Origin of the sequence: Galbibacter sp., assembly GCF_048266365.1 — a bacterium.
Taxonomy (GTDB): Bacteria; Bacteroidota; Bacteroidia; order Flavobacteriales; family Flavobacteriaceae; genus Galbibacter.
Genome location: NZ_JBLWZP010000002.1, coordinates 114310 through 135620 on the forward strand (window position 1 = coordinate 114310; position 21311 = coordinate 135620).

18 protein-coding genes are annotated in these 21311 nt (G+C 37.5%); 11 read left to right on the forward strand and 7 right to left on the reverse strand.

Annotated features, from left to right (window positions below):
* Positions 1-32 precede the first annotated feature (32 nt).
* Positions 33-650 carry an alpha-ketoglutarate-dependent dioxygenase AlkB family protein gene (locus ACN0TV_RS03470; RefSeq protein WP_417360155.1) on the forward strand — a complete coding sequence of 206 codons (618 nt, stop codon included), beginning with the start codon at positions 33-35 and terminating at the stop codon, positions 648-650.
* Positions 651-755: 105 nt separating this feature from the next.
* Entirely contained in the window at positions 756-1814 is a 1059-nt protein-coding gene (locus ACN0TV_RS03475) for a vWA domain-containing protein (RefSeq protein ID WP_417360157.1), read from the forward strand.
* 141 nt (positions 1815-1955) lie between these two features.
* Here ACN0TV_RS03475 and ACN0TV_RS03480 read toward each other — a convergent pair whose 3' ends face one another.
* A complete protein-coding gene (locus ACN0TV_RS03480; RefSeq protein WP_417360159.1) occupies positions 1956-3461 on the reverse strand; it encodes a DEAD/DEAH box helicase in 1506 nt (501 codons plus the stop codon).
* Between the two features lie 238 nt (positions 3462-3699).
* Here ACN0TV_RS03480 and ACN0TV_RS03485 point away from each other — a divergent pair, with 238 nt between their 5' ends.
* From ACN0TV_RS03485 to ACN0TV_RS03510, 6 genes are all read left to right on the forward strand, one after another.
* Positions 3700-4128, forward strand: coding sequence for an FKBP-type peptidyl-prolyl cis-trans isomerase (locus ACN0TV_RS03485; RefSeq protein WP_417360161.1), 429 nt, complete (start codon positions 3700-3702; stop codon positions 4126-4128).
* A 211-nt stretch (positions 4129-4339) separates the two neighbouring features.
* Positions 4340-5203, forward strand: a complete 864-nt coding sequence (locus ACN0TV_RS03490; RefSeq protein ID WP_417360162.1) for a sigma-70 family RNA polymerase sigma factor — start codon at positions 4340-4342, stop codon at positions 5201-5203.
* A gap of 150 nt (positions 5204-5353) precedes the next feature.
* Positions 5354-7627 carry a transglycosylase domain-containing protein gene (locus ACN0TV_RS03495; protein ID WP_417360164.1) on the forward strand — a complete coding sequence of 758 codons (2274 nt, stop codon included), beginning with the start codon at positions 5354-5356 and terminating at the stop codon, positions 7625-7627.
* A gap of 530 nt (positions 7628-8157) precedes the next feature.
* Positions 8158-11418: a SusC/RagA family TonB-linked outer membrane protein gene (locus ACN0TV_RS03500; RefSeq protein ID WP_417360166.1), complete on the forward strand. Its 3261-nt coding sequence runs from the start codon at positions 8158-8160 to the stop codon at positions 11416-11418.
* 26 nt (positions 11419-11444) lie between these two features.
* A complete protein-coding gene (locus ACN0TV_RS03505; protein WP_417360168.1) occupies positions 11445-13232 on the forward strand; it encodes a RagB/SusD family nutrient uptake outer membrane protein in 1788 nt (595 codons plus the stop codon).
* Between the two features lie 200 nt (positions 13233-13432).
* Entirely contained in the window at positions 13433-13840 is a 408-nt protein-coding gene (locus ACN0TV_RS03510) for a glyoxalase (RefSeq protein WP_417360170.1), read from the forward strand.
* Positions 13841-13871: 31 nt separating this feature from the next.
* Here ACN0TV_RS03510 and ACN0TV_RS03515 read toward each other — a convergent pair whose 3' ends face one another.
* Positions 13872-14549 carry a DUF2461 domain-containing protein gene (locus ACN0TV_RS03515; protein WP_417360172.1) on the reverse strand — a complete coding sequence of 226 codons (678 nt, stop codon included), beginning with the start codon at positions 14547-14549 and terminating at the stop codon, positions 13872-13874.
* A gap of 97 nt (positions 14550-14646) precedes the next feature.
* Between ACN0TV_RS03515 and epsC the strand changes: the two genes are divergently transcribed.
* The 3 genes from epsC (at position 14647) to ACN0TV_RS03530 (ending at position 17300) form a co-directional block, all read left to right on the forward strand.
* Positions 14647-15435 (forward strand): serine O-acetyltransferase EpsC, encoded by a 789-nt coding sequence (epsC, locus tag ACN0TV_RS03520; RefSeq protein WP_417360174.1) that lies wholly within the window; start codon positions 14647-14649, stop codon positions 15433-15435.
* Positions 15428-16315, forward strand: a complete 888-nt coding sequence (gene cysM / locus ACN0TV_RS03525) for a cysteine synthase CysM (protein WP_417360176.1) — start codon at positions 15428-15430, stop codon at positions 16313-16315. The genes epsC and cysM overlap by 8 nt, the downstream gene beginning before the upstream one ends.
* Positions 16316-16463: 148 nt before the next feature.
* Positions 16464-17300 (forward strand): sulfite exporter TauE/SafE family protein, encoded by an 837-nt coding sequence (locus ACN0TV_RS03530; RefSeq protein ID WP_417360178.1) that lies wholly within the window; start codon positions 16464-16466, stop codon positions 17298-17300.
* Positions 17301-17316: 16 nt separating this feature from the next.
* Here ACN0TV_RS03530 and corA read toward each other — a convergent pair whose 3' ends face one another.
* The 5 genes from corA to hisH form a co-directional block, all read right to left on the reverse strand.
* Positions 17317-18408 carry a magnesium/cobalt transporter CorA gene (gene corA / locus ACN0TV_RS03535; RefSeq protein ID WP_417360179.1) on the reverse strand — a complete coding sequence of 364 codons (1092 nt, stop codon included), beginning with the start codon at positions 18406-18408 and terminating at the stop codon, positions 17317-17319.
* 40 nt (positions 18409-18448) lie between these two features.
* On the reverse strand, positions 18449-19048 hold the full coding sequence (gene hisIE, locus ACN0TV_RS03540) for a bifunctional phosphoribosyl-AMP cyclohydrolase/phosphoribosyl-ATP diphosphatase HisIE (RefSeq protein WP_417360181.1): 600 nt from the start codon (positions 19046-19048) through the stop codon (positions 18449-18451).
* 22 nt (positions 19049-19070) lie between these two features.
* On the reverse strand, positions 19071-19826 hold the full coding sequence (gene hisF / locus ACN0TV_RS03545; protein ID WP_417360183.1) for an imidazole glycerol phosphate synthase subunit HisF: 756 nt from the start codon (positions 19824-19826) through the stop codon (positions 19071-19073).
* A complete protein-coding gene (gene hisA, locus ACN0TV_RS03550) occupies positions 19820-20548 on the reverse strand; it encodes a 1-(5-phosphoribosyl)-5-[(5-phosphoribosylamino)methylideneamino]imidazole-4-carboxamide isomerase (protein WP_417360185.1) in 729 nt (242 codons plus the stop codon). Before hisA ends, hisF begins: the two co-directional genes overlap by 7 nt.
* A 75-nt stretch (positions 20549-20623) precedes the next feature.
* Positions 20624-21208, reverse strand: a complete 585-nt coding sequence (gene hisH / locus ACN0TV_RS03555) for an imidazole glycerol phosphate synthase subunit HisH (protein WP_417360187.1) — start codon at positions 21206-21208, stop codon at positions 20624-20626.
* Positions 21209-21311 lie beyond the last annotated feature (103 nt).

A 21311-nucleotide genomic window follows, 5' to 3' on the forward strand; every position in this document is an offset into this window, starting at 1 on the left:
TAATAACTTTGCGAGAGTTAACACTAAATTATATGGATCTTTTTAGCCATTCAAATAATCCTTCTGAGAATCTTCTTCCCTATCAAGGAATAGTCAACTACTACGGTCTCATTATGGATGCCACAAAAGCAGCGCATTTTTATCGGATTTTAATGGATACAATTTCATGGCAAAATGATCGGGCTATTATATTTGGGAAGCTCATCATCACCAAAAGAGAGGTTGCTTGGTATGCAGACCAACCTTTTTCCTACTCTTACTCCAATACTACCAAAACCGCATTACCATGGACTAAGGAACTATTGGAGCTAAAATCCTTAGTCGAATCGTATACAAATGAAAGTTTCAACTCCTGCCTTTTAAATTTATACCACGACGGTAATCAATCTATGGCCTGGCACAGTGATGCGGAGAAGGATTTGAAAGAAAATGGAGCCATCGCTTCGCTTAGCTTAGGAGCGCAGCGCAAGTTTGCATTCAAACATAAGACAACCAAGGAAACACGTGCTATTCACCTACCTTCAGGAAGTCTTTTAGTGATGAAGGGAGAAACGCAGCGGCATTGGCTTCACCGCTTACCTCCTACCAAAAAAATCAATCAGCCCAGGATAAACCTTACCTTTCGCACCATTGATAGTACTAAGGCTTAGGCTATTCTTTGTTTAATTTTATAAATTATTAGAGGCCTGGCACACTTTATGCAATGATACATCGTTAAATGTTTAGTGTAAACAAATCAAAAAATAACGATGCAAATGAAACTTAACAATTTATTTTTCAGCCTATTTTGTACACTGTTCGTACTAACTAGCTGTGGTTCTTCAGACGATGACTTTGGTTCAGGCCCTGTAGTAGATGATTGTTTAGGTCTTGGTGCCGAGCAACTTTCTTTAAAAATTCAGGATCATTACACCACTTTACCTGGTAAAGTCTCCGTGTTTTTTAAAGTCACCACAAAGGACGGTAATCATCCTGTTTCCGGGCTTACAGCCACTAATTTTAAAATTTTTGAAAAAGGTTCAAATGACAACTGCTATAAACCAGTTTCTGCTTCAGAATCCAATGGAAGAATTTCCTCTAAATCACAAATATTCAATACCAACACACTTTTGGTACTGGATTTAAGTAATAGTGTACTAAGTACCAGTTTAGAAGAATTAAAGATGGCTAGTACCAGTTTTATTGAGGAGGTCATGCCCGCAAATGCAAGTGAAGAATTTAAAATGGGAGTCTATTGGTTTGACGGTGAAGATGTTTTACATGAATTACACCCAATTACAACTGACAGAGCAGCTTTAATCACTGCCATTGACGGCATTACTACAGATATTAGTAATGATCCATCAACTGATTTATACGGTGCAGTGATAAAGGCCACAGATACTGCAACAGCCATTCTAGCAGAGAATACAAAAGAAGAAATCTTAGCTGCAGCCTCAGTTGTTATATTTACCGATGGTTCTGACCAAGCAGCCCGATACAGGGTGGAAGATGCATTAAACAAGGTAAAAAATGCAGATGAGAACATCTCTTTCTTTGCTATTGGTTTAGGTTCTGAAATCGAGGAAAATATACTAGATGCGATCGGGAAAAATGGAAGCGCTTATGCCGCCAACAAAGAAGAACTCGAAGAAACCTTTGAGGAAATATCGGATGATGTAGAGGGACAAGCAAATAGCTTCTATTTATTTGAGTATTGTAGTCCAAAAAGAAGCGGTAAAAACCTCTTAGTGATACAAGCTACTCAAGGCGAGAACAAGGGATCCGTTCAAACTGAGTTCGATGCCACTGGATTTACCGGTGGTTGTGAATAAACTCACCCTCAGCTGGAAATAAACACTGAGAATATCAGGACAAAATAAAAAGTGCTTTCTAGATCTAAATAGAAAGCACTTTTTATTTTGATATATGCCTTTTATTAGCAATGGTTTTAAACCATTATAGATATCAAAATTTTAAGATTGGTACTCTTTGACAATATTCATTCTCAGCTTGCGGAAGTAGTCTTCTGCCAGCCAATCTCTATAGTTCTTAGTACTCTTACTGATACACATGGAATAGCGCTTAATTCTACTTTGAATATCATCCTTTAATTCCATGGCAAGCATTCGAGCATCATATGCATCTTCACTGTTAATTACGCACATTTGGGTGTGCTGATCCAGGGACCGTTCCAAAATAACTTTGGACTTTTGTCCCCTTTTTATAATGTCATCATATAAGGTTTCTATATCTAGAGTAACCTCTTCACTTTTTGAAAATCTTACCCGTAATTCCTTGGGCATTTCATATACAAAGTGGCTTTCAATTTCCTCGTCATCCTTAATATTTTCCAAATAAAAATCTGGATATTTAAAGATATGCTGCCAATCTACTGGTTGACTCCACAATCCAAACCGGGCAACATTGTTCCCCAAATCCAGTACAGTAAACTTGTTTTTATTAGGCAAGACCCTAGATCCCCTTCCAATCATCTGGAAATACAATGTCAACGAACGAGTCGCTCTATTCAATATAATGGTCTCTACTGAGGGCTCATCAAAACCAGTAGTTAGAATACTCACAGAACTCAAGATAGCATCTGGTGTATGTTTAAACCATTTTAAAATATCTTTTCGTTCCTTATTACTATGGGTGTTGTCGAGGTGCCTGACCGGATATCCAGCCTCTCTAAACATTTCATATACATACCAAGAGGTATTGATACCGTTATTAAAAATCAGTGTTTTAGTACCCTTTGCCTTTTCTTCATAAGCATAGAGTAACTTCTCTTGCATATCCAAATTGGTATATAGTGCTTCCGAAGATTTTACGGTATAATCTCCATTAATTCCCACCTTTAAGCTCCCTAAACCAACATCATAGGAATAGGTATGAGCCTTGGCCAAGAAACCTTTATTGATTAGTGTTTGAATTGCCTCTCCTATGATAAGTTCATTGTAATTATCCTTCATAGGAAGTTTAATGTTTGAACTCAAAGGTGTAGCTGTAACCCCTAAAATGAAGCTATTCTTGAAGTAAGACAGTAATTTTCGAAAAGAATTGTAATGAGCCTCATCAATAATAACCAATCCAATATTATCAATTTCCAGTTTATTGTCGTTAAGCCTGTTCTTTAAGGTTTCCACCATGGCAACAAAACACATGTACTGATCTTGATCTGGAAGTTCCTTTACCTTACTATTGATGACTTTGTTATTGACGTTAAAACCATGTAGCATTTTAGAGGTCTGTTTACTAAGCTCAATTCGGTGTGTAAGTACAACTACTTTTTTATCGTATTGCTCTAGATACCTTCTAACAATCTCTGAGAAAATTACGGTTTTCCCACCGCCTGTCGGCAGTTGGTATAACAAATGATAATTAGGAGGTTGATTCTCTATTCGATTAAATATTTCATCAATGGCTCCTTTCTGATAATCGTATAATTCTTTTCTCTTTTCTTCTTCCGTAGCTATCATACACCTATTTCTATAAGGTAATTGGTTAAACATGCAAATTTAGTCAGTTTTATGCTTAAAGTGAAATAATAACGGTAGATTAACGAAAAACTGTTAAAATTAAGCTTTCATGCTGAATAATAAGGGTTTAAATAATCCTTAACATAAATACTATGGTCAATCCACATAATTCTTTTAGTTTAGCAATTCAAATTACATAGAAGCCTAAAGCAAAAGGTAAAACAACAAAAGTAAATTTATGAGTCAAGTAAAAGAAAACGACACTGTTAAAGTTCATTACACAGGAAAATTAGAAGACGGTCAAATTTTTGACAGCTCCCTTGAGAGAGAACCGCTAGAGTTCACCCTAGGTCAGGGTCAATTAATCCCTGGTTTTGAAAACGGAATTTTAAACATGTCTGTTAATCAAAAAAAGACGATTCACATTCCATCCGCCGAGGCTTATGGCCAGGTTCAAGATGAATTATTTCAAGAAATACCAAAAAATGATTTACCAGAGGACATCAAACCAGAAAAAGGAATGGGTCTTGTATCAAGAACTCCGGATGGAAGTGACATTCAGCTTGTAGTTTCTGAGGTAAAAGAAGAGAGTATCATAGTAGATGCAAATCACCCATTAGCTGGAAAAGATTTGATTTTTGACATTGAGGTATTGGAAATTAAGTAGCCATTACACCATCATATCATAGGGCCTGAAAATAATTATATTCTCAGGCCTTTTTATTTTTAATTCTTAAATAAAGATTAACGTTCTGACATTACTCTTAAAAAAAGATTAAAATTCACTAGCGAATAGCACTATTAGTCTGTATCTCTTGCTTTTCTGGAAAAAATTATGTATTAATGTAAGTTGAGTAACAATTTATAGAAAAAAATACATGAGACAGCTTAAGATTATAAAGCAGGTTACCAACCGAGAATCCAAATCTCTTGACAAATACCTACAAGACATCAGTAAGATTGATATGATTACTGCTGATCAGGAAGTAGAACTTGCACAACGAATTAAAGCTGGAGATCAATTGGCTTTAGAACAGTTAACCAAAGCCAATTTACGCTTTGTGGTTTCTGTTGCCAAACAGTATCAGAATCAAGGATTAAAACTACCCGATTTAATCAACGAGGGGAACTTAGGACTAGTGAAAGCCGCTAAAAGATTTGATGAAACCCGTGGGTTTAAATTCATTTCCTATGCTGTATGGTGGATTCGTCAATCTATTCTACAAGCCTTAGCAGAACAATCTAGAATTGTTAGATTACCCTTAAACAAGATTGGCTCAATCAATAAAATTAACAAAGCCTTCTCCTTCCTAGAACAAGAGCATGAAAGGGCACCTTCAGCAGAAGAAATTGCAAAGGAATTAGACATGACTATTAAGGACGTTAAAGAGTCCATGCGAAACTCAGGAAGACACCTATCTATGGACGCACCACTTAAGGAGGGTGAAACATCCAACCTATACGATGTTGTTCGTTCAGGTGAATCGCCAAATCCGGATAAGAATTTAATGCATGATTCATTGCATACTGAAATAAGTCGTGCATTAGAAACCCTTACCTCTAGAGAGGCAGATGTTATCCGATTAAATTATGGGTTAGGCAATCAACAACCCATGACACTAGAAGAAATTGGAGATGTATTTGACTTGACAAGAGAACGTGTTCGTCAAATTAGAGAGAAAGGTATCCGCAGATTACGTCACAATTCCAGAAGTAAAATCTTAAAAACTTATCTAGGTTAATCCTTATAAATTTCAAACCCGTATGAACCATACGGGTTTTTTTTCCGTAAATACTTGTAACATCCGACCCCCTTTTTTGAATTTTACCATTAAGAAGTTTTAATGGTGATTTAACAAGTAGGTGCTTAAATATTCGTTTGTTTGTACATTATGAGAATAAAAGACTTTATCAAAAAACACAAAAAAGTAATTTTAATTTCAATAGCAGGCTTATGTTGCTTGCTTTATATATTTTACGGTTCAATATACTTTGGTCTCTGGGGGCACATCCCATCAAAAAAAGAACTTTCCAATCTCAATCTCGAACAAGCCACAGAAATCCTTTCTGAAAATGGGGAACTATTGGGTAAACTATATATCAATGATCGGCAACCCATTGGATTTGACAGTATTCCTCAGCACTTAATAGATGCCTTGGTGGCTACAGAAGACGCCAGATTTTACAAACATAAAGGCGTTGATGTCCGTAGCCTTTTCCGTGTATTATTAAAGTCTATCATACTTCAAGATGAATCCTCCGGAGGTGGAAGCACCATTAGTCAACAATTGGCTAAAAATCTATATCCTCGAAAAAACCTAGGTTCCTTAGGTATTGTGGTCCATAAAATTAGAGAGTCTATAATTGCCAAGCGATTAGAAGGAGTATACTCTAAGGATGAAATTCTACTACACTATCTCAATACTGTACCATTTAGTGACAACACCTTTGGTATAGAAAGCGCAGCGAAGCATTTTTTCAACAGTTCCACCGCAGAGTTAAGTACCGCCCAAGGTGCAACATTAATCGGTTCCTTAAAGGCGACCTATTACTACAATCCTAAAATTTTTCCAGATCGAAGTATGCAACGCCGCAATGTAGTGCTAAGCCAAATGAAAAATTATGGATACTTAGACCAAGCAGCCTATGATACCCTTGTTAAAGATTCCATCACACTAGACCTTCAGCAGTACAGCTACAACGATGGGATAGCTCCTTATTTTAGAGAACATGTTAGATTGTATTTGAAAAATTGGTTGCGAGATCAAAATCAAAGCAAGGACAGTGCGATTAACATTTATACTGACGGGCTTAAAATCCACACCACCATCAATTACAAAATGCAAAAACTGGCAGAAGAAGCCATGGAGGAACATCTGAGTAAATTGCAGCAACAATTTGAAAAAAGTTATGGAGAAAACGCTCCTTGGTTAACAGATAAAGAACTACTCAATAATGAAATAAAGAAAACTCCGGCCTACAAAAACCTAATAAAACAAGGTTTAAGTGACGCAGCTGTTATGGATTCCCTTCAAAAGAAGAAAGTCATGAAAGTCTTTAGTTGGAATGGTGAAAGACAAATGAACCTCAGTAGTATTGATAGCATTCAACATTATATGAAGCTTCTCAATTGTGGGTTTGTTGCATTAAATCCTAAGAATGGAGCCTTGAAAGTTTGGATCGGAGGAATTGATTACAAACACTTTAAATACGATCACGTAATACAAAGTAAAAGACAAGTAGGTTCTACCTTCAAACCGATCGTATACACTACGGCAATTGAAAATGGTATTGATCCGTGTACATACTTCTCTCTACAAGCCGTAGAATATGAGAATTTAAAGGGATGGACGCCAAAAAATTCTTCTAATAAAGCACAGGATGATTACATCAATTATTCTATGGAATACGCCTTGAGTAGATCTATAAATACTATTGCGGTAAAAGTATTGGAAAAAGCTGGAATCAAAAACACCATATTACAGGCCCAGAAGATGGGAATAAGCTCCAGTTTACCTGAGGTTCCTTCATTGGCTTTAGGTACAGCGGAACTTACCGTTATGGAGATGGCCACTGCATATTCCACATATCTCAATCAAGGAATCCCGGTAACCCCTATATTTATCACGAAAATCGAAGATGACAAGGGAGGAATCTTATACCAGAATAAAGACATCAAACAAAAAAAACCGGAGAAGAAGCCCGCCTACTCAGAAACCACCCGAGAAGTTATTCTTGAAATGATGAAATCTACCATCAATGAAGGTACGGCACAACGCCTCAGAAGCACCTATGGATTAAAAAATGATCTGGCTGGCAAAACGGGTACCACACAAAACAATAAAGATGCTTGGTTTGTAGGGCTCTCCCCTAACCTAGTGAGTGTAACATGGGTTGGTTTAAACAATCACCAAATCGGATTCAAATCTACCGCAATGGGACAAGGTGCCAATGCCGCACTACCCATATTTGGACGATGGATGCAGAAAATGAATAAGGATAAATCCTTTAGTTCTTATACAAAAGCAAGTTTCGAACCAACATCCAAGGAAGTGCTGGAGAGTATGGATTGTAATCCCGAAAAGAGAGATGGTTTTTTAAAGCGATTGTTTAGTAATCCTGACAAGACTAAAAGCAGGAAATTTAGAACCAAAAAGTCCTCATAAATAGCACTTTTAATGGGAGTACTCCTTATAAAAGCGATCTTTGCATTTGTCTACGGATTTGAACACTGACTTTTCGTACAAACTTTAGTGTTTTAAGAGCCAAAATTTGGGATCATTTTATACAAAATATCTTTATTTTGAATTTTTTATTTCCCCTAAATCAAATTGTCATTACGACTTTAACCTTCTTTGTTATAGATTTAATTCTACGATGTATTATATAGGCATTATCACTTTACATTTTTAAAATTAAATCTATATAATTCAACAAACCTTCAGTTGCTAACAATAATCCAGGAATTTAAAGAAATTTTAACCTTCATAATTCTATTTAAATTCAATAAGTGTAGATTTTAAAACTATAGTTTATTAATTATTGTGAAATTAACAATTAATGTAGAATATTAATATTTATAGCATAAATTTTTAGAATTCTTATTTATGTTTCGATTTATTTTTGGCTATTTTTAGCATAATTATGAATTCATTAACATAATTAACTAACTATTTGTTTAACCAAAATTAAATGTGTGAAAAACTATTTAACAACATTCAACAAGCTATTTTCCCCATTGATTCTAGCACTGTTTTGTACAGTGAGCATGAATGCGAACGAGGAAATTTCAATTCATTTAACAACTAGCCAACAGCAGATTACCGGTACTGTAATAGATGCAGAAACCGGCACTCCTATTCCAGGAGCTAATGTTATTGAAAAAGGAAGCAGCAACGGAACTACTACCGATTTTGACGGTAACTACTCCATTACAGTTGCTCCTGGTGCCACGCTGATCTTTTCCTATATCGGATATAAGGAACAAGAAGTTCTAGTGGGCCAGCAAACGCAAATCAATATCACACTTTCTGCCGATGTCACCGCATTGGATGAAATTGTAGTTGTTGGTTATGGTACTCAAAAGAGATCCGATTTAACGGGTGCTGTCTCTGTTGTAGATACCGATGAACTAACCCAACAACCGGTAGCTGATGTCACCAGTCAGTTACAAGGTAGGGTCTCAGGTGTTACCATTACCGGTGGTGGACAACCTGGAGAAGCTCCACAAGTTAAGATTCGTGGTGCCAACACCTTTGGTAACAACACCCCGCTTTATGTAGTGGATGGAATTCCTACTGAAGGAATTCAGGATCTGAATCCAAATGACATCGAAACCATGCAGGTATTGAAAGATGCAGCATCGGCTTCTATTTATGGATCTAGAGCAGCTAATGGGGTAATTATTATTACGACCAAAAAAGGCCGAGGAAAACTTAAAGTTACCTATGACTCGTATTATGGGGTTCAATTGGTACAGCGCGGAAATCCGTGGAACATTCTTAGTTCTCAGGAGATGGCGGATCTGAATTGGATGGCACAACGCAATACTAATCCAGGAGTAAATCCTAGTAGTGAACAATACGGAAATGGAGCCAATCCTGTACTTCCAAATTACATTGCGCCAGTTGGTGCAGATACTGTGGATGAGTCATTATATAATGTAAATCCTTTGTATACTAATTCAAGCGAAGTAGGTGATTTTTATCGTATAGTACGTGCTAACAAACAAGGGACGAACTGGTTTCAAGAAATCTTTAGTCCAGCGAGTATTCAAAGCCACAACCTATCCATTAGTAGTGGAGGTGAAAGGGGAAGTCACTTGTTCTCTTTGAACTATTACAACCAGGAAGGTACCTTGATTAATACGCATTTGAAGCGTTACAGCATCCGAGCAAACTCCACTTATAATATTAGTGACAATGTAAGGATAGGTGAAAATATAAGCTTCACTATTCGCGATAATCCGCAAATTGATGCACTTACTGAGGGAAGTGGTATTGGATTTGCTTTTAGAAATCAACCGATTATTCCTGTTCATGATATAATGGGTAACTACGCCGGTTCTTTCGGTAGTGGATTAGGAAATGCTAAAAACCCAGTAGCCATTATGGACCGTACTCGAAACAATCGTGGTGTATCTTCCAGATTATTCGGAAATATTTTCCTAGAAGTTGATTTTTTAAAGAACTTTACCTTTAGAACCAATTTTGGAGGGCAGTATTATAGCAATAGCTTCAATTCTTTTCAGTTCCCAGAATATGAAAATGCTGAAAACACAACAGTTAACCAGTACAACGAGGCTTCCGCTACCAGTTTTAACTGGACATGGACCAATACTGTACAGTACCAAAACACCTTTAATGACAAGCATAATCTAACCGTATTAATAGGTACCGAGGCTTATCAAAATAAAGGTAGAGAAGTTGGAGGTTCGACTCAGAATTACTTCAACTTTGATCCAGACTATGTCAATCTAGATACAGGTTCCGGTACGCAAACCAATTACAGTTTCCAATATCAGGACCAACTAGCCTCAGTTTTTGGACGTGTTGATTATAACTTCAATGATAAGTACCTGTTAAGCGGTACAATTCGTCGTGATGGTTCATCTAGATTCCAAGAAAATCAATACGGATGGTTCCCTGCCGTTAGTGCGGGATGGAATATCACCAATGAAAGTTTCTTCCCCGAAACAAATTGGTTGGATAATCTTAAAATTCGTGGAGGATATGGTGTCATGGGGAATCAGTTAAACGTAGATCCTCAAAACGCCTTTACTACCTTCTTAGGTAACCAACAAACTTCATATTATGCTATTGGTGCTGCCAATTCAAGTATAACAGAAGGATTTTCACGATCAAGATTAGGAAACCCTCAAGCAGAATGGGAAAAAAACATCAACTCAAACATCGGTATTGATGCGAGTTTGTTTAATCACACCGTTCAGCTTACTGTGGATTACTACAAAAAAACAGTAGAAGATCTGCTGTATAATCCAAATCTTCCTGCTACCGTCGGTACTGCAACAGTTCCTTTTATCAACGTAGGTGAGATGAAAAATAGTGGTATTGACCTTGATGTCTCTACTTTTTTCAATTTAACTGACGATTTAAGACTTAATACCACTGTAACCTTTACAACTTACGATAATGAAATCGTAAAGATCACAGACGAATTACAGTATTTCGATCTAGAAGGACGTCGATTTAATGGAAGTACAATTATCCGGAATGCTGAAGGACATGCTGTGAGTGAATTCTTCGGTTACCAAGTTGATGGTTTCTGGGATTCTCAAGACGAGATCAATCAAGCAAATGCAGATGCCGCTGCCGCAACCGGGAATGCCAGCTCAACTTATCAAAATGATGTTGCTGTTGGTAGATTCCGTTACAAGGATGTCAATGGTGATAATCGCATCACTGATGAAGATAGAACATTTTTAGGCAATCCAAACCCTGATTTCACCTATGGGTTAAATGTTGAGTTGTTGTATAAAAACTGGGATTTTAGCATGTTTATGTACGGTTCACAAGGAAATGATATTTGGAATAATGTTCGTTGGTGGACAGATTTCTACAGTTCTTTCCAAGGTGCAAAAAGTACTACAGCTCTTTATGATTCATGGACTCCAACTAATATGAATGCCAGTGCACCAATTCAGGAGACTACTGGATCTTTCAGTACAGCTAACGTTCCAAACTCGTATTTTGTTGAAGATGGGTCTTATTTAAGAGTGAGACAGATGCAACTAGGGTATTCACTTTCTTCTGATTTATTAGACAGAATAAAACTTTCTAAACTAAGAATTTACGCACAGGTTGTGAATCCATTTACCTTCACTTCTTATTCTGGACTAGATCCTGAAATATCAGGTGGTAGTGTGAACTTTGGTATTGATGAAGGGGCTTACCCAAATCAAAGACAGTTATTATTTGGACTTAACGTAATATTCTAAAGATGAAATTGAAAAATATAAAACATATGAAATTTATAAAACAAACATGGCGTTTTCCTGCAGCTGTTCTAATACTGACAGCACTGCTAAGCTCCTGTGCTGATAGTTTCTTGGAACAACCCACAACAGGTGCGTTACCAGAGGAACCTGTAGCCACTCAAACTGGTGTGAACGCCCTCTTAATAGGTGCTTACGCAGCCTTAGATGGACAAGCCAACGGATCCGCACTTGGAGGTGGTGGAGCATGGGAAGCCTCTCCAGACAACTGGATATACGGAACAATTGCCGGAGGTATCGCCAGTAAAGGAAGTTTTGGAGGAGATCAACCTGCGATAGACCCTATTGCAAAATTTTCCAGCGATGCCTCTAACGGCTTTTTCAACACCAAATGGAAAGCAACTTATGAAGGGATTAACCGATGTAACAACACCATTCTTTACTGCGTTCAGGCCGAGGATATTCCAGAGGCACAGAAAGCGGTAATTCTTGGTGAGGCAAGATTCTTAAGAGGACATTATTATTTCGAACTTAAAAAAATGTATAATATGGTTCCTTGGATCGACGAAACGACAGAAGATCCAAAGACACCAAATGACAAAGATATCTGGCCTATGATAGAGGCTGATTTTCAATTTGCTTATGAAAATCTTCCAGCAGTTCAAAGTGAATTTGGTAGAGCAAATAAGTGGGCTGCTGCTTCATATTTGGGTAAAACCTATTTATTCCAACATAAATTCACAGAGGCTAAGGATATTTTTACGATTGTCGTAAATCAAGGTGTCAACGCCGGTGGAGTAAAGTATGACCTTCTACCACGGTTTAGGGATAATTTTGATGCAGCAACCGAAAATAATTCAGAGACCGTATTTGACATTCAAATGGTTGCCAATGACGGAACTGGAACCATCGCTAACTCAAATCAAGGTGGAATGTTAAATTTTCCTTACAACAGTCCATTTAGATGTTGTGGATTTTATCAACCCACCCAAGAGCTTGTGAACTCTTATAAAACCGACCCAGTTACTGGATTACCTGATTTAGACAATTACAACACTGATCCGGTTAAAAGCGATATGGGTATTTCATCTAATGAACCTTTCACGCCATATGCAGGTTCCTTAGATCCTCGTTTGGATTGGACTGTAGGTAGACGTGGAATACCATTTCACGATTGGGGCCTTCACCCAGGCGCCTCATGGGTAAGGGATCAGGCCTATGGTGGTCCTTATGCTCCTAAGAAGACTATCTATTGGCAAGCAACACAAGATAAATTTGCAGATCAAAGTTCTTGGGCTCCAGGAACTGCTATAAATGTGCATGTTATCCGATTTGCTGATGTATTACTTATGGCCGCTGAGGCAGAGGCTCAAGCCGGTAGCCTTCCTATAGCCATGGAGTATGTGAACAGAGTTCGTAGAAGAGCTGCTAATCCGGATGGGTTCCTTCACAAGTACAGAGACGCTTCTAATCCAATGGATGGATTTGACGAAACAACCACTGCTGCAGAGTATGTGATTTCAGAGTATACTGCAACCCAGTTTGGATCAACGCAGCAAGCGTTAGATGCTATCTATTTTGAAAGAAAACTAGAACTGGCAATGGAGGGGCATCGCTTTTTTGATCTAGTTCGTTGGGGGATTGCAGCGCAAACGCTCAATGCCTACTTCGATTATCAAGGAAATATCACCACAGATGTTCGTGGAGGTCAATTTATCCCTGGACGAAGTGAGTACTACCCTATTCCTCAAGCACAAATTGATTTGAGTGTTGACGCAAGTGGACAACCAACACTGATCCAAAATCCTAATTATTAAAGGAATCCAATAAAACTAATACTTAGTACATTGAACATGGAGGTCTTCGAAAGTAATTTCGAGGACCTTCATTGTTTTTAGACTCTATATATTGACAGTAAAATTCTTTACGTAATTGTTTATAACCCAGTTGAAAAGTATTTGTCCTTACCAATTTTGAGACTTCTTATATCCTTATCTTTAGTAAAACTTCTTTTATTATGGATACCAGAACAGTGGATTTACTACGTATACGCCCTGAAATTCCACAAGAAACAATTTACGATTCAATGAGTGCAAGCGAGCGTTTTCAAAACGTTACACTCAGGCCAGTAATCAAATTACAGCAGTATTTGTTGGTTGAAGCCTTTAAGAATTACGCCAACAAACACAAAGGTGTTTATTACACCCTCGAGGTAGAAAAGCGCTTTCAATACATTGAAAATGCAATCCAAAAAGACATCAAATTTAGAAATTCCTTAAAGGGAATGGTCATTGGGCAATTTACCGTAGATGAATATTTGATTTATATCGAAGATTCTTCCGCCCTAAACAAAAGAATGATGAATTTGGTCGTTGAAACCTTAAAAGATCAGATGCAGCTCATAGAGCTAGAGATTTGCGTCTGATAGTTATATGGATTGCTACAAAAATGCAAGGCTATAGTAGCGATTCACCATTTAGGTCAGTGGTTAGTACCTCACTCATATAATCAAAAAAAGGTCGAATAGACTGAAAAGCACCGTCTATCTCAGTTAAGAAACTTTCGGCTAAGACTTGACTGTCGGTGAATTCTTTTGTGACAATCCATTGCTTTTTTCGAATCAGATCAATGTTCCGGTGCGTTTTGTCAAAACCTCTAGGTGCCGTTTTAAGCTCGTCACCCTTAAGCTGACCAAAGTGTAATTTAAAATCGGAGGCATCTATTATCTCTCGCAGCTCTAAGGCATCAACTTCAAATTCTTTACGAACTCTATTGATATCCTTTTTTTCTGGTGCCCAAAATCCACAAGCTAGAAAAGAATTACCCGGTTCAATATGCAAGTAATAACCACCCCTTAAATTTGGTTTGGCACGCTTAAAACTACAGGCTATATGTGTTTTATACGGGGTTTTATCGTGCGAAAAGCGTACGTCTCTATAAATTCGAAACACTTTTAAATCTATAATATCATCATGGGATTTCAATTTCAATAACACCTGCCCAAAAAAGTTCTTACAGAGCGCTTGTTCTACTTTAAATTCTGGCTTGTGCTGTTCAAACCATTCTCTGTTGTTGTTTTGTTTTAAAGTTTTTAAAAATTTTAAGGTTGTTTTTGAAATGCAAACTGCTTCCATTCGACTGATGTATTTTGTAATTAATTTTACCTGTAAAGTTACAAAAACACTCAAGTAATCAGCGGATTTATCATAAATTTGAAGAAATAAAAAAGGAATGGAAAAGACAATTGCTCAGCAAATAATACAACATAAACAACATCCTAATTTAAAGTTCAGGCTCAAGGAGCGAGCAGAAAAGTTCACAGACTTACTTTTTTATACTTTGTTTGATGCCGAAACTCCGGTAGAACAGAATATGTTTGAACTTGAGAAGATCTTCGAAGAATTGGTGGATTTAGCATGTTGGAATGTAAATAAGACATGTTCCAGTGTATGGGAAAACTATATTGCAAGTCTACCAGGGATATTAGAACTTTTAAATTTAGATGCAGACACCTTCCTCGAAGATGATCCTGCAGCAATATCCAAGGAAGAAGTGTACCTGTGTTATCCTGGATTCTATGCGATTGCTATCTATCGCCTAGCCCATGAGCTTTATAAGGCTGGTTTTCCATTGGTTCCGAGATTGATGACAGAATATGCACATAGGTTAACTGGAGTGGATATCAATCCAGGAGCAACCATTGGCAAATCCTTTTTTATTGATCACGCAACGGGAATTGTCATAGGAGAAACAGCGCATATAAAGGATTTTGTAAGAATATATCAAGGGGTAACCCTAGGTGCGCTCCATGTGGCAAAGAATTTGAAAAATGTAAAAAGGCACCCTACTATCGAAAACAATGTTACAATTTATGCCAATGCAACCATTTTGGGTGGTAATACGGTTATAGGTAAAAATAGTACCATTGGTGGAAACGTTTGGTTGACAAAGTCCATAGCACCAAACTCCATAGTTACACACACCCCTGATATTAAAATAAAGACTGCAAACAATGAATAGTTATAGCATATTAGATCGAATTGGAAATACTCCAATAGTAGAATCCAAAAGCCTCAATACAAATCCAGCAGTCAAGCTGCTCTTTAAACTTGAGGGGAATAACCCTGGAGGAAGCGTTAAAGACAGACCGGCTTACTATATGATCAAAAGCGCCATGGACCGCGGAGAAATCACTAAAGAAACCAAAATTATTGAAGCTACCAGCGGAAACACTGGGATCGCCCTAGCCATGATTGCTAGTTTATTTGGGTTAGATCTTGAGTTGGTGATGCCTGAAAACTCAACCAAAGAGCGTGTTCAAACTATGAGAGCCTACGGCGCACTTGTAACCCTAACCCCTGCGGAGGTTGGAATTGAAGGTGCTCGAGATTATGCAGAGAGTAAGGTAAGAGATCATGGGTATGTCTCCTTAAATCAATTCGGAAATCCAGACAATTGGAAAGCACATTACCTGACCACAGGCCCAGAAATATGGAATGATACCGATGGAGAGGTAACTCACTTTGTATCATCCATGGGGACTACCGGTACAATTATGGGGACTTCAACCTATTTAAAGGAGCAGAACAAAGCTGTTCAAATTGTAGGAGTACAACCAACAGACAATTCAAAGATACCGGGAATACGTAAATGGCCACAGGAATATCTTCCTAAGATTTTCGACGCAGAAAAAGTAGATCAAGTTATTGAGGTCAGTGAAGGAGAAGCTAGACAAACCGCCAGAGATTTAGCTCGAAAAGAAGGCGTCTTTGCAGGTATGAGTAGCGGAGGTGCTGTCGCTGCTGCCTTAAAACTCACCAAAACATTAGACAAGGGTGTTATTGTAGTAATTATTTGTGATCGTGGAGATCGCTATCTATCATCTGATCTATACAAATAGCGGCCATAACCCCTTATTCATAGAATTTCCATAGCCTAGTGAAATGGCCTAATTTACAATGGCAATTAGCCTATCTAGTACATAGATATCCTAATCTGCCAATTGATTAAATTTGCTTCATAAATACTAAAATTTAGGCCAAAGCTAGATGGAAACAGAAATTATAATTACCCTAATCCTCATACTGATCAGTTTTACCATTAGTTTATTTGGATCAGTTGTTGGCTTTGGAGGTGGAATTTTCATGGTACCCATTTTAATTACAGTGTTTAGTTATCCATTAACTACAGCTGTTGGCTCGGTTATGATCTCCTTATTACCTTCCTCACTGATTTCCACCTTTTTAAATCGAAAGGAAGGATATGTCGATTTTAAAATGGGAATACTTTTAGAAATCCCTACAATACTAGGAGTCTTTATAGGAGTACTTCTACTGTCTTATATCACTGCCAAGCATTTAGAAATTATTTTTGCGATACTAGTGTTGTTCCTGGGGTTTTCTTTTTTCATAAAGTTGCGCAGTAAAAACAAAAAAGGACAAAGTTTCTTCTACAAGCTCAATACCCTAAAGCCACGGTATATCATAAAGAATCACCCCAATCATGTGGCCTATAGATTTAGTGGATGGATGGTATTATTATTTGGTTTGATGGCTGGAACACTTGCGGGTCTATTTGGAATTGGTGGAGGATTCTTAAAAACTCCAATTATGTTAAAGGTCTTTCGAATGCCAGTTAAAATTGCAACGGCAACTGCCCTATTTATGATTGTTATTACCAGTACTACGGGAAGTCTCAGTCATTACGTATTGGATCATATCCATTTTATATCGGCTTGGCCAATTATGCTTGGATTTGCAGCTGGAGCTCTAGGTGGACAGCGACTTAATCTCAGTCTTAATAGTAACACCCTTGAAAAGTTAATCGGAATGGGGCTTGTATTGGCTGGGCTGGTTATGATGTCAAACTTCATTATAAGACCCTAAAATATTTGGATTTATTTTAGATCCACCGCTTGCTTTTAAAATAGACAATCAGTGTCACTAAAATTAAAAACATTATTCCCATTGCAGCGTAAAATCCAAATTCAGAATGTAGCCCTGGCAAGTATTGGAAATTCATGCCATAAACCCCTGTAATAAAGGTTAAAGGAATAAATATACTCGTCATAATGGTGAGCACCTTCATGATCTCATTCATTTTGACCGTTACCGTACTCATATACATTTCCATCAAACTCATACTCATTTCACGGAGCATTTCAAGGGTTTCATGGATTTGAACACTATGATCATGTACATCTCCTAAATACAACTTGGTGTCCTCCCCTATGAGCTTGTGTTCAGTATTCACAAGCCGCGCACTAATTTCGCGAACTGGCAGTACGTTCTTTCTTAGATCTATTATTTCCTTTCTGAGATCTTGAATTTCGTTGACAATTGCTGATTTCGGATAATTATACACTTGATCCTCAAGATGTTCAATATGATCAGTAATTTCTTCTAAAACTACAAAATACTGATCAATAATAGAATCAATAAGTGCAAAATACAAATAATCACATTTCTTATAACGAATTCTACCATATTCATTTGAAATTCGTCGCCGCACCCCATCGAACACCGGATTCTCAACCTCTTGGAACAACAATACTGAATCTTGAAACAAAATAATTGCCACATGCTCAATGACTACCCTATTGGCCTCACTCAAAGTAACGGATTTGAATACGCAAAAAATATAATCTTCATATTCATCTACCTTTGGGCGCTGACTGGTATTGACCAAATCCTCTAAAACCAAGGGATTTATTTGAAAATGCTTCCCGAGTTTTTCAATTTCCTCCTCCTGGTTTAAACCTTGTATATCAATTAAGGTTACGGTGTCTGTGTCTTTGTACTGAAACACTTGCTCAACAGCTTTCACTTCTTGAACGCTATGGTAATTCTCCTTATAATCTGTAACACGGATAATCTGCTGTTCAACTTCACGACTACCCACATACCTTATGGTTCCAGGCGCATTTCCTAGGGCGTGCTTTGTTCGCCGATGTTTGGCGGGTGTTTTCAAGGTTTTCCTTTGTTTGTTTTTCATAGATGCGTAAATCTGTTCCCACCTAAATATAAGAAAAATCTTAGTGTCTACCTTTCAATACAGCTATTATATCTTTAAGGGTATACCCCTTGGCTTGAAGTAAAATAAGATAGTGAAATAACAAATCTGCACTTTCGTTTAAGAAGAGCTCATCATTGGAATCCAGTGCTTCAATAACCGTTTCAACAGCCTCCTCTCCTACTTTTTGAGCTACTTTGTTAATCCCACTTCTAAATAAAGAAGCCACATAACTTTTCTCATTTTCTTTGTTGGTATGCCTGTCACTAATTATAGCTTCTAAATCACTTAAAAAGCCAAGTTTTAATTCATTAGATTCACCCCAACAGCTATCAGTCCCCTTATGACACACTGGCCCTACTGGATTCACGTAAACCAATAAAGTATCATTATCGCAGTCAAGTTTAATATCAACTAAATTCAAGAAATTTCCACTCTCCTCACCCTTGGTCCACAACCTTCGTTTGGTGCGGCTGAAAAAGGTTACTTTTTTGGTATCGATGGTTCTCCGGTATGCCTCTTGGTCCATATACCCAAGCATCAATACATTTTTGGTGTTGTAATCCTGAATGATCGCAGGTACAAGTCCATCGTTATTTTTATCAAAATCTATATTTTCCATATTCTACTAACGTTTTATATTATTATAAACGGACTGGTATTCCCTCTGCTCTAAGCGATTCCTTTAATGCGATAATTTCTATTTCTTTAAAATGGAAAACACTGGCAGCTAGAGCTGCATCAGCTTTCCCCGTCTTAAAGGCATCTACAAAATGAGCAGCTTTACCAGCTCCTCCAGAGGCAATAACAGCTATATTTAGTTCATTGGAAAGTCGAGCTAAAGCTTCATTGGCAAAGCCGTCTTTTGTCCCATCGTGATCCATTGAGGTGAAAAGAATTTCCCCAGCACCACGCTGTTCGACTTCCTTTGCCCATTCAAACAAATCGAGCTCGGTAGCAACCTTTCCTCCAACTAGATGAACTTTCCACTGCCCATCAATTTGTTTGGCATCTATGGCAACTACCACGCATTGGCTTCCAAATTTTGCAGATAATTGGTTGATTAAGTCAGGGTTTTTAACTGCTGCTGAATTTACAGAAACCTTGTCTGCACCACACTTTAGTAGCGCATCCACATCCTCTACCGAAGAAATACCCCCCCCTACTGTGAAGGGTATGTTGACATTCTTTGCCACGCCTAACACCAAATCTTTTAGGGTCTTACGTTCTTCTTCTGTTGCTGATATATCTAGAAAAACCAACTCATCAGCACCGTTCTCAGCATATATTTTTGCAAGCTCAATTGGATCACCTGCATCCCTTAAATCCACAAAATTAACACCTTTTACCGTCCTGCCGTTTTTGATATCCAAACAGGGTATAATTCTTTTGGTTAACATCCCTTTACTATATAATTTTCAAGTTGTTTTAAACTAATTTTATTCTCGTAAATAGCCTTTCCTATAATGGTACCTTCACAACCTATCTCCGCAAGCCTAGGTAATTCATCAAAGGTAGAAATACCTCCTGAAGCTATTAATTTGATTTCAGGGGATTGAGTTATGATCTTGTGATACAAATCGAAGGAGGGCCCTTGTAGCATCCCATCCTTACTGATATCTGTACAAATCACATACTGAATTCCTTTAGCAAGGTATGAGGCAATAAAAGGAAATAAAGCCTCATTTGAAGCCTCTTGCCATCCTGAGATCGCAATTTTCTCCTTGTCTGCATCAGCTCCTAAAATGATTTTTTCACTCCCGTAATGTTGAATCCATTGTTGAAATACCTCAGGGTTTTTTACCGCAATACTCCCACCTGTGATCTGATTCGCACCACTTTCGAACGCAATTATCAGATCCTGATCAGTTTTTAGCCCACCACCAAAATCAATTTTTAAATTTGTTTTAGAAGCAATAGACTCTAAAATCTTATAATTGACTATATGGTTGCTTTTAGCGCCGTCTAAATCAACCAAGTGTAAATACTCAATACCATGTGCCTCAAAGGATTTAGCAACCTCTAAAGGGTTTTCATTATACACTTTTTTGGTGTTGTAATCCCCCTTAGATAAACGTACGCATTTCCCGTCTATAATATCAATTGCCGGTATTATTCTCATTTGCATAATTCTTTATATCTGCTATTATTCTTTATTTCTACTACCTCCGTACGGTCAGTGTCCTTAGTGTTTAGGCTATATCAATTGTAGAAAATTACTTAAAATTTGCTGCCCTATCACACTACTTTTTTCCGGATGAAACTGTACTCCGTAAAAATTTGCTTTATTTAAAGCAGTGGAATATTGTAAATCGTAGTAGCTACTAGCTATAGTGGCTTCGCATAGTGGAGCATAGTAACTATGCACCAAGTACATATACTCTTGATCGCATATATTCTTAAACAAATCAGAACTTAATCCAGTTATTTGATTCCATCCGATTTGAGGCACTTTAACCCTATCACTGAATTTTACAACATCAACATCGAATATGGACAGCCCCTTGGTGTCTCCTTCTTGAGAAGTATGACACATTAGCTGCATACCTAAACAAATGCCCAATACAGGTTGTTTTAAATTAGGTATGACTTGATCAAGTCCCGTATTTCGAAGTTTTTTCATTGCACTACTTGCCTGGCCAACACCTGGAAATATGACACGATCGGCTTGGGTAATCTGATCAACATCATGCGTCAAAACAGCTTCAACACCCATGCGTTCTAGTGCGAATTTTATACTTTGTATATTTCCTGCACCATAGTCTATAATACTTATATTCATTTTTGTTGTATTTTATATTATCCAAATAATGCTCAAAACCGAAGCTAAAATTAGTTATTTCACTATGAGGATATATACTATTTATTAAACTATGTTATTTTAT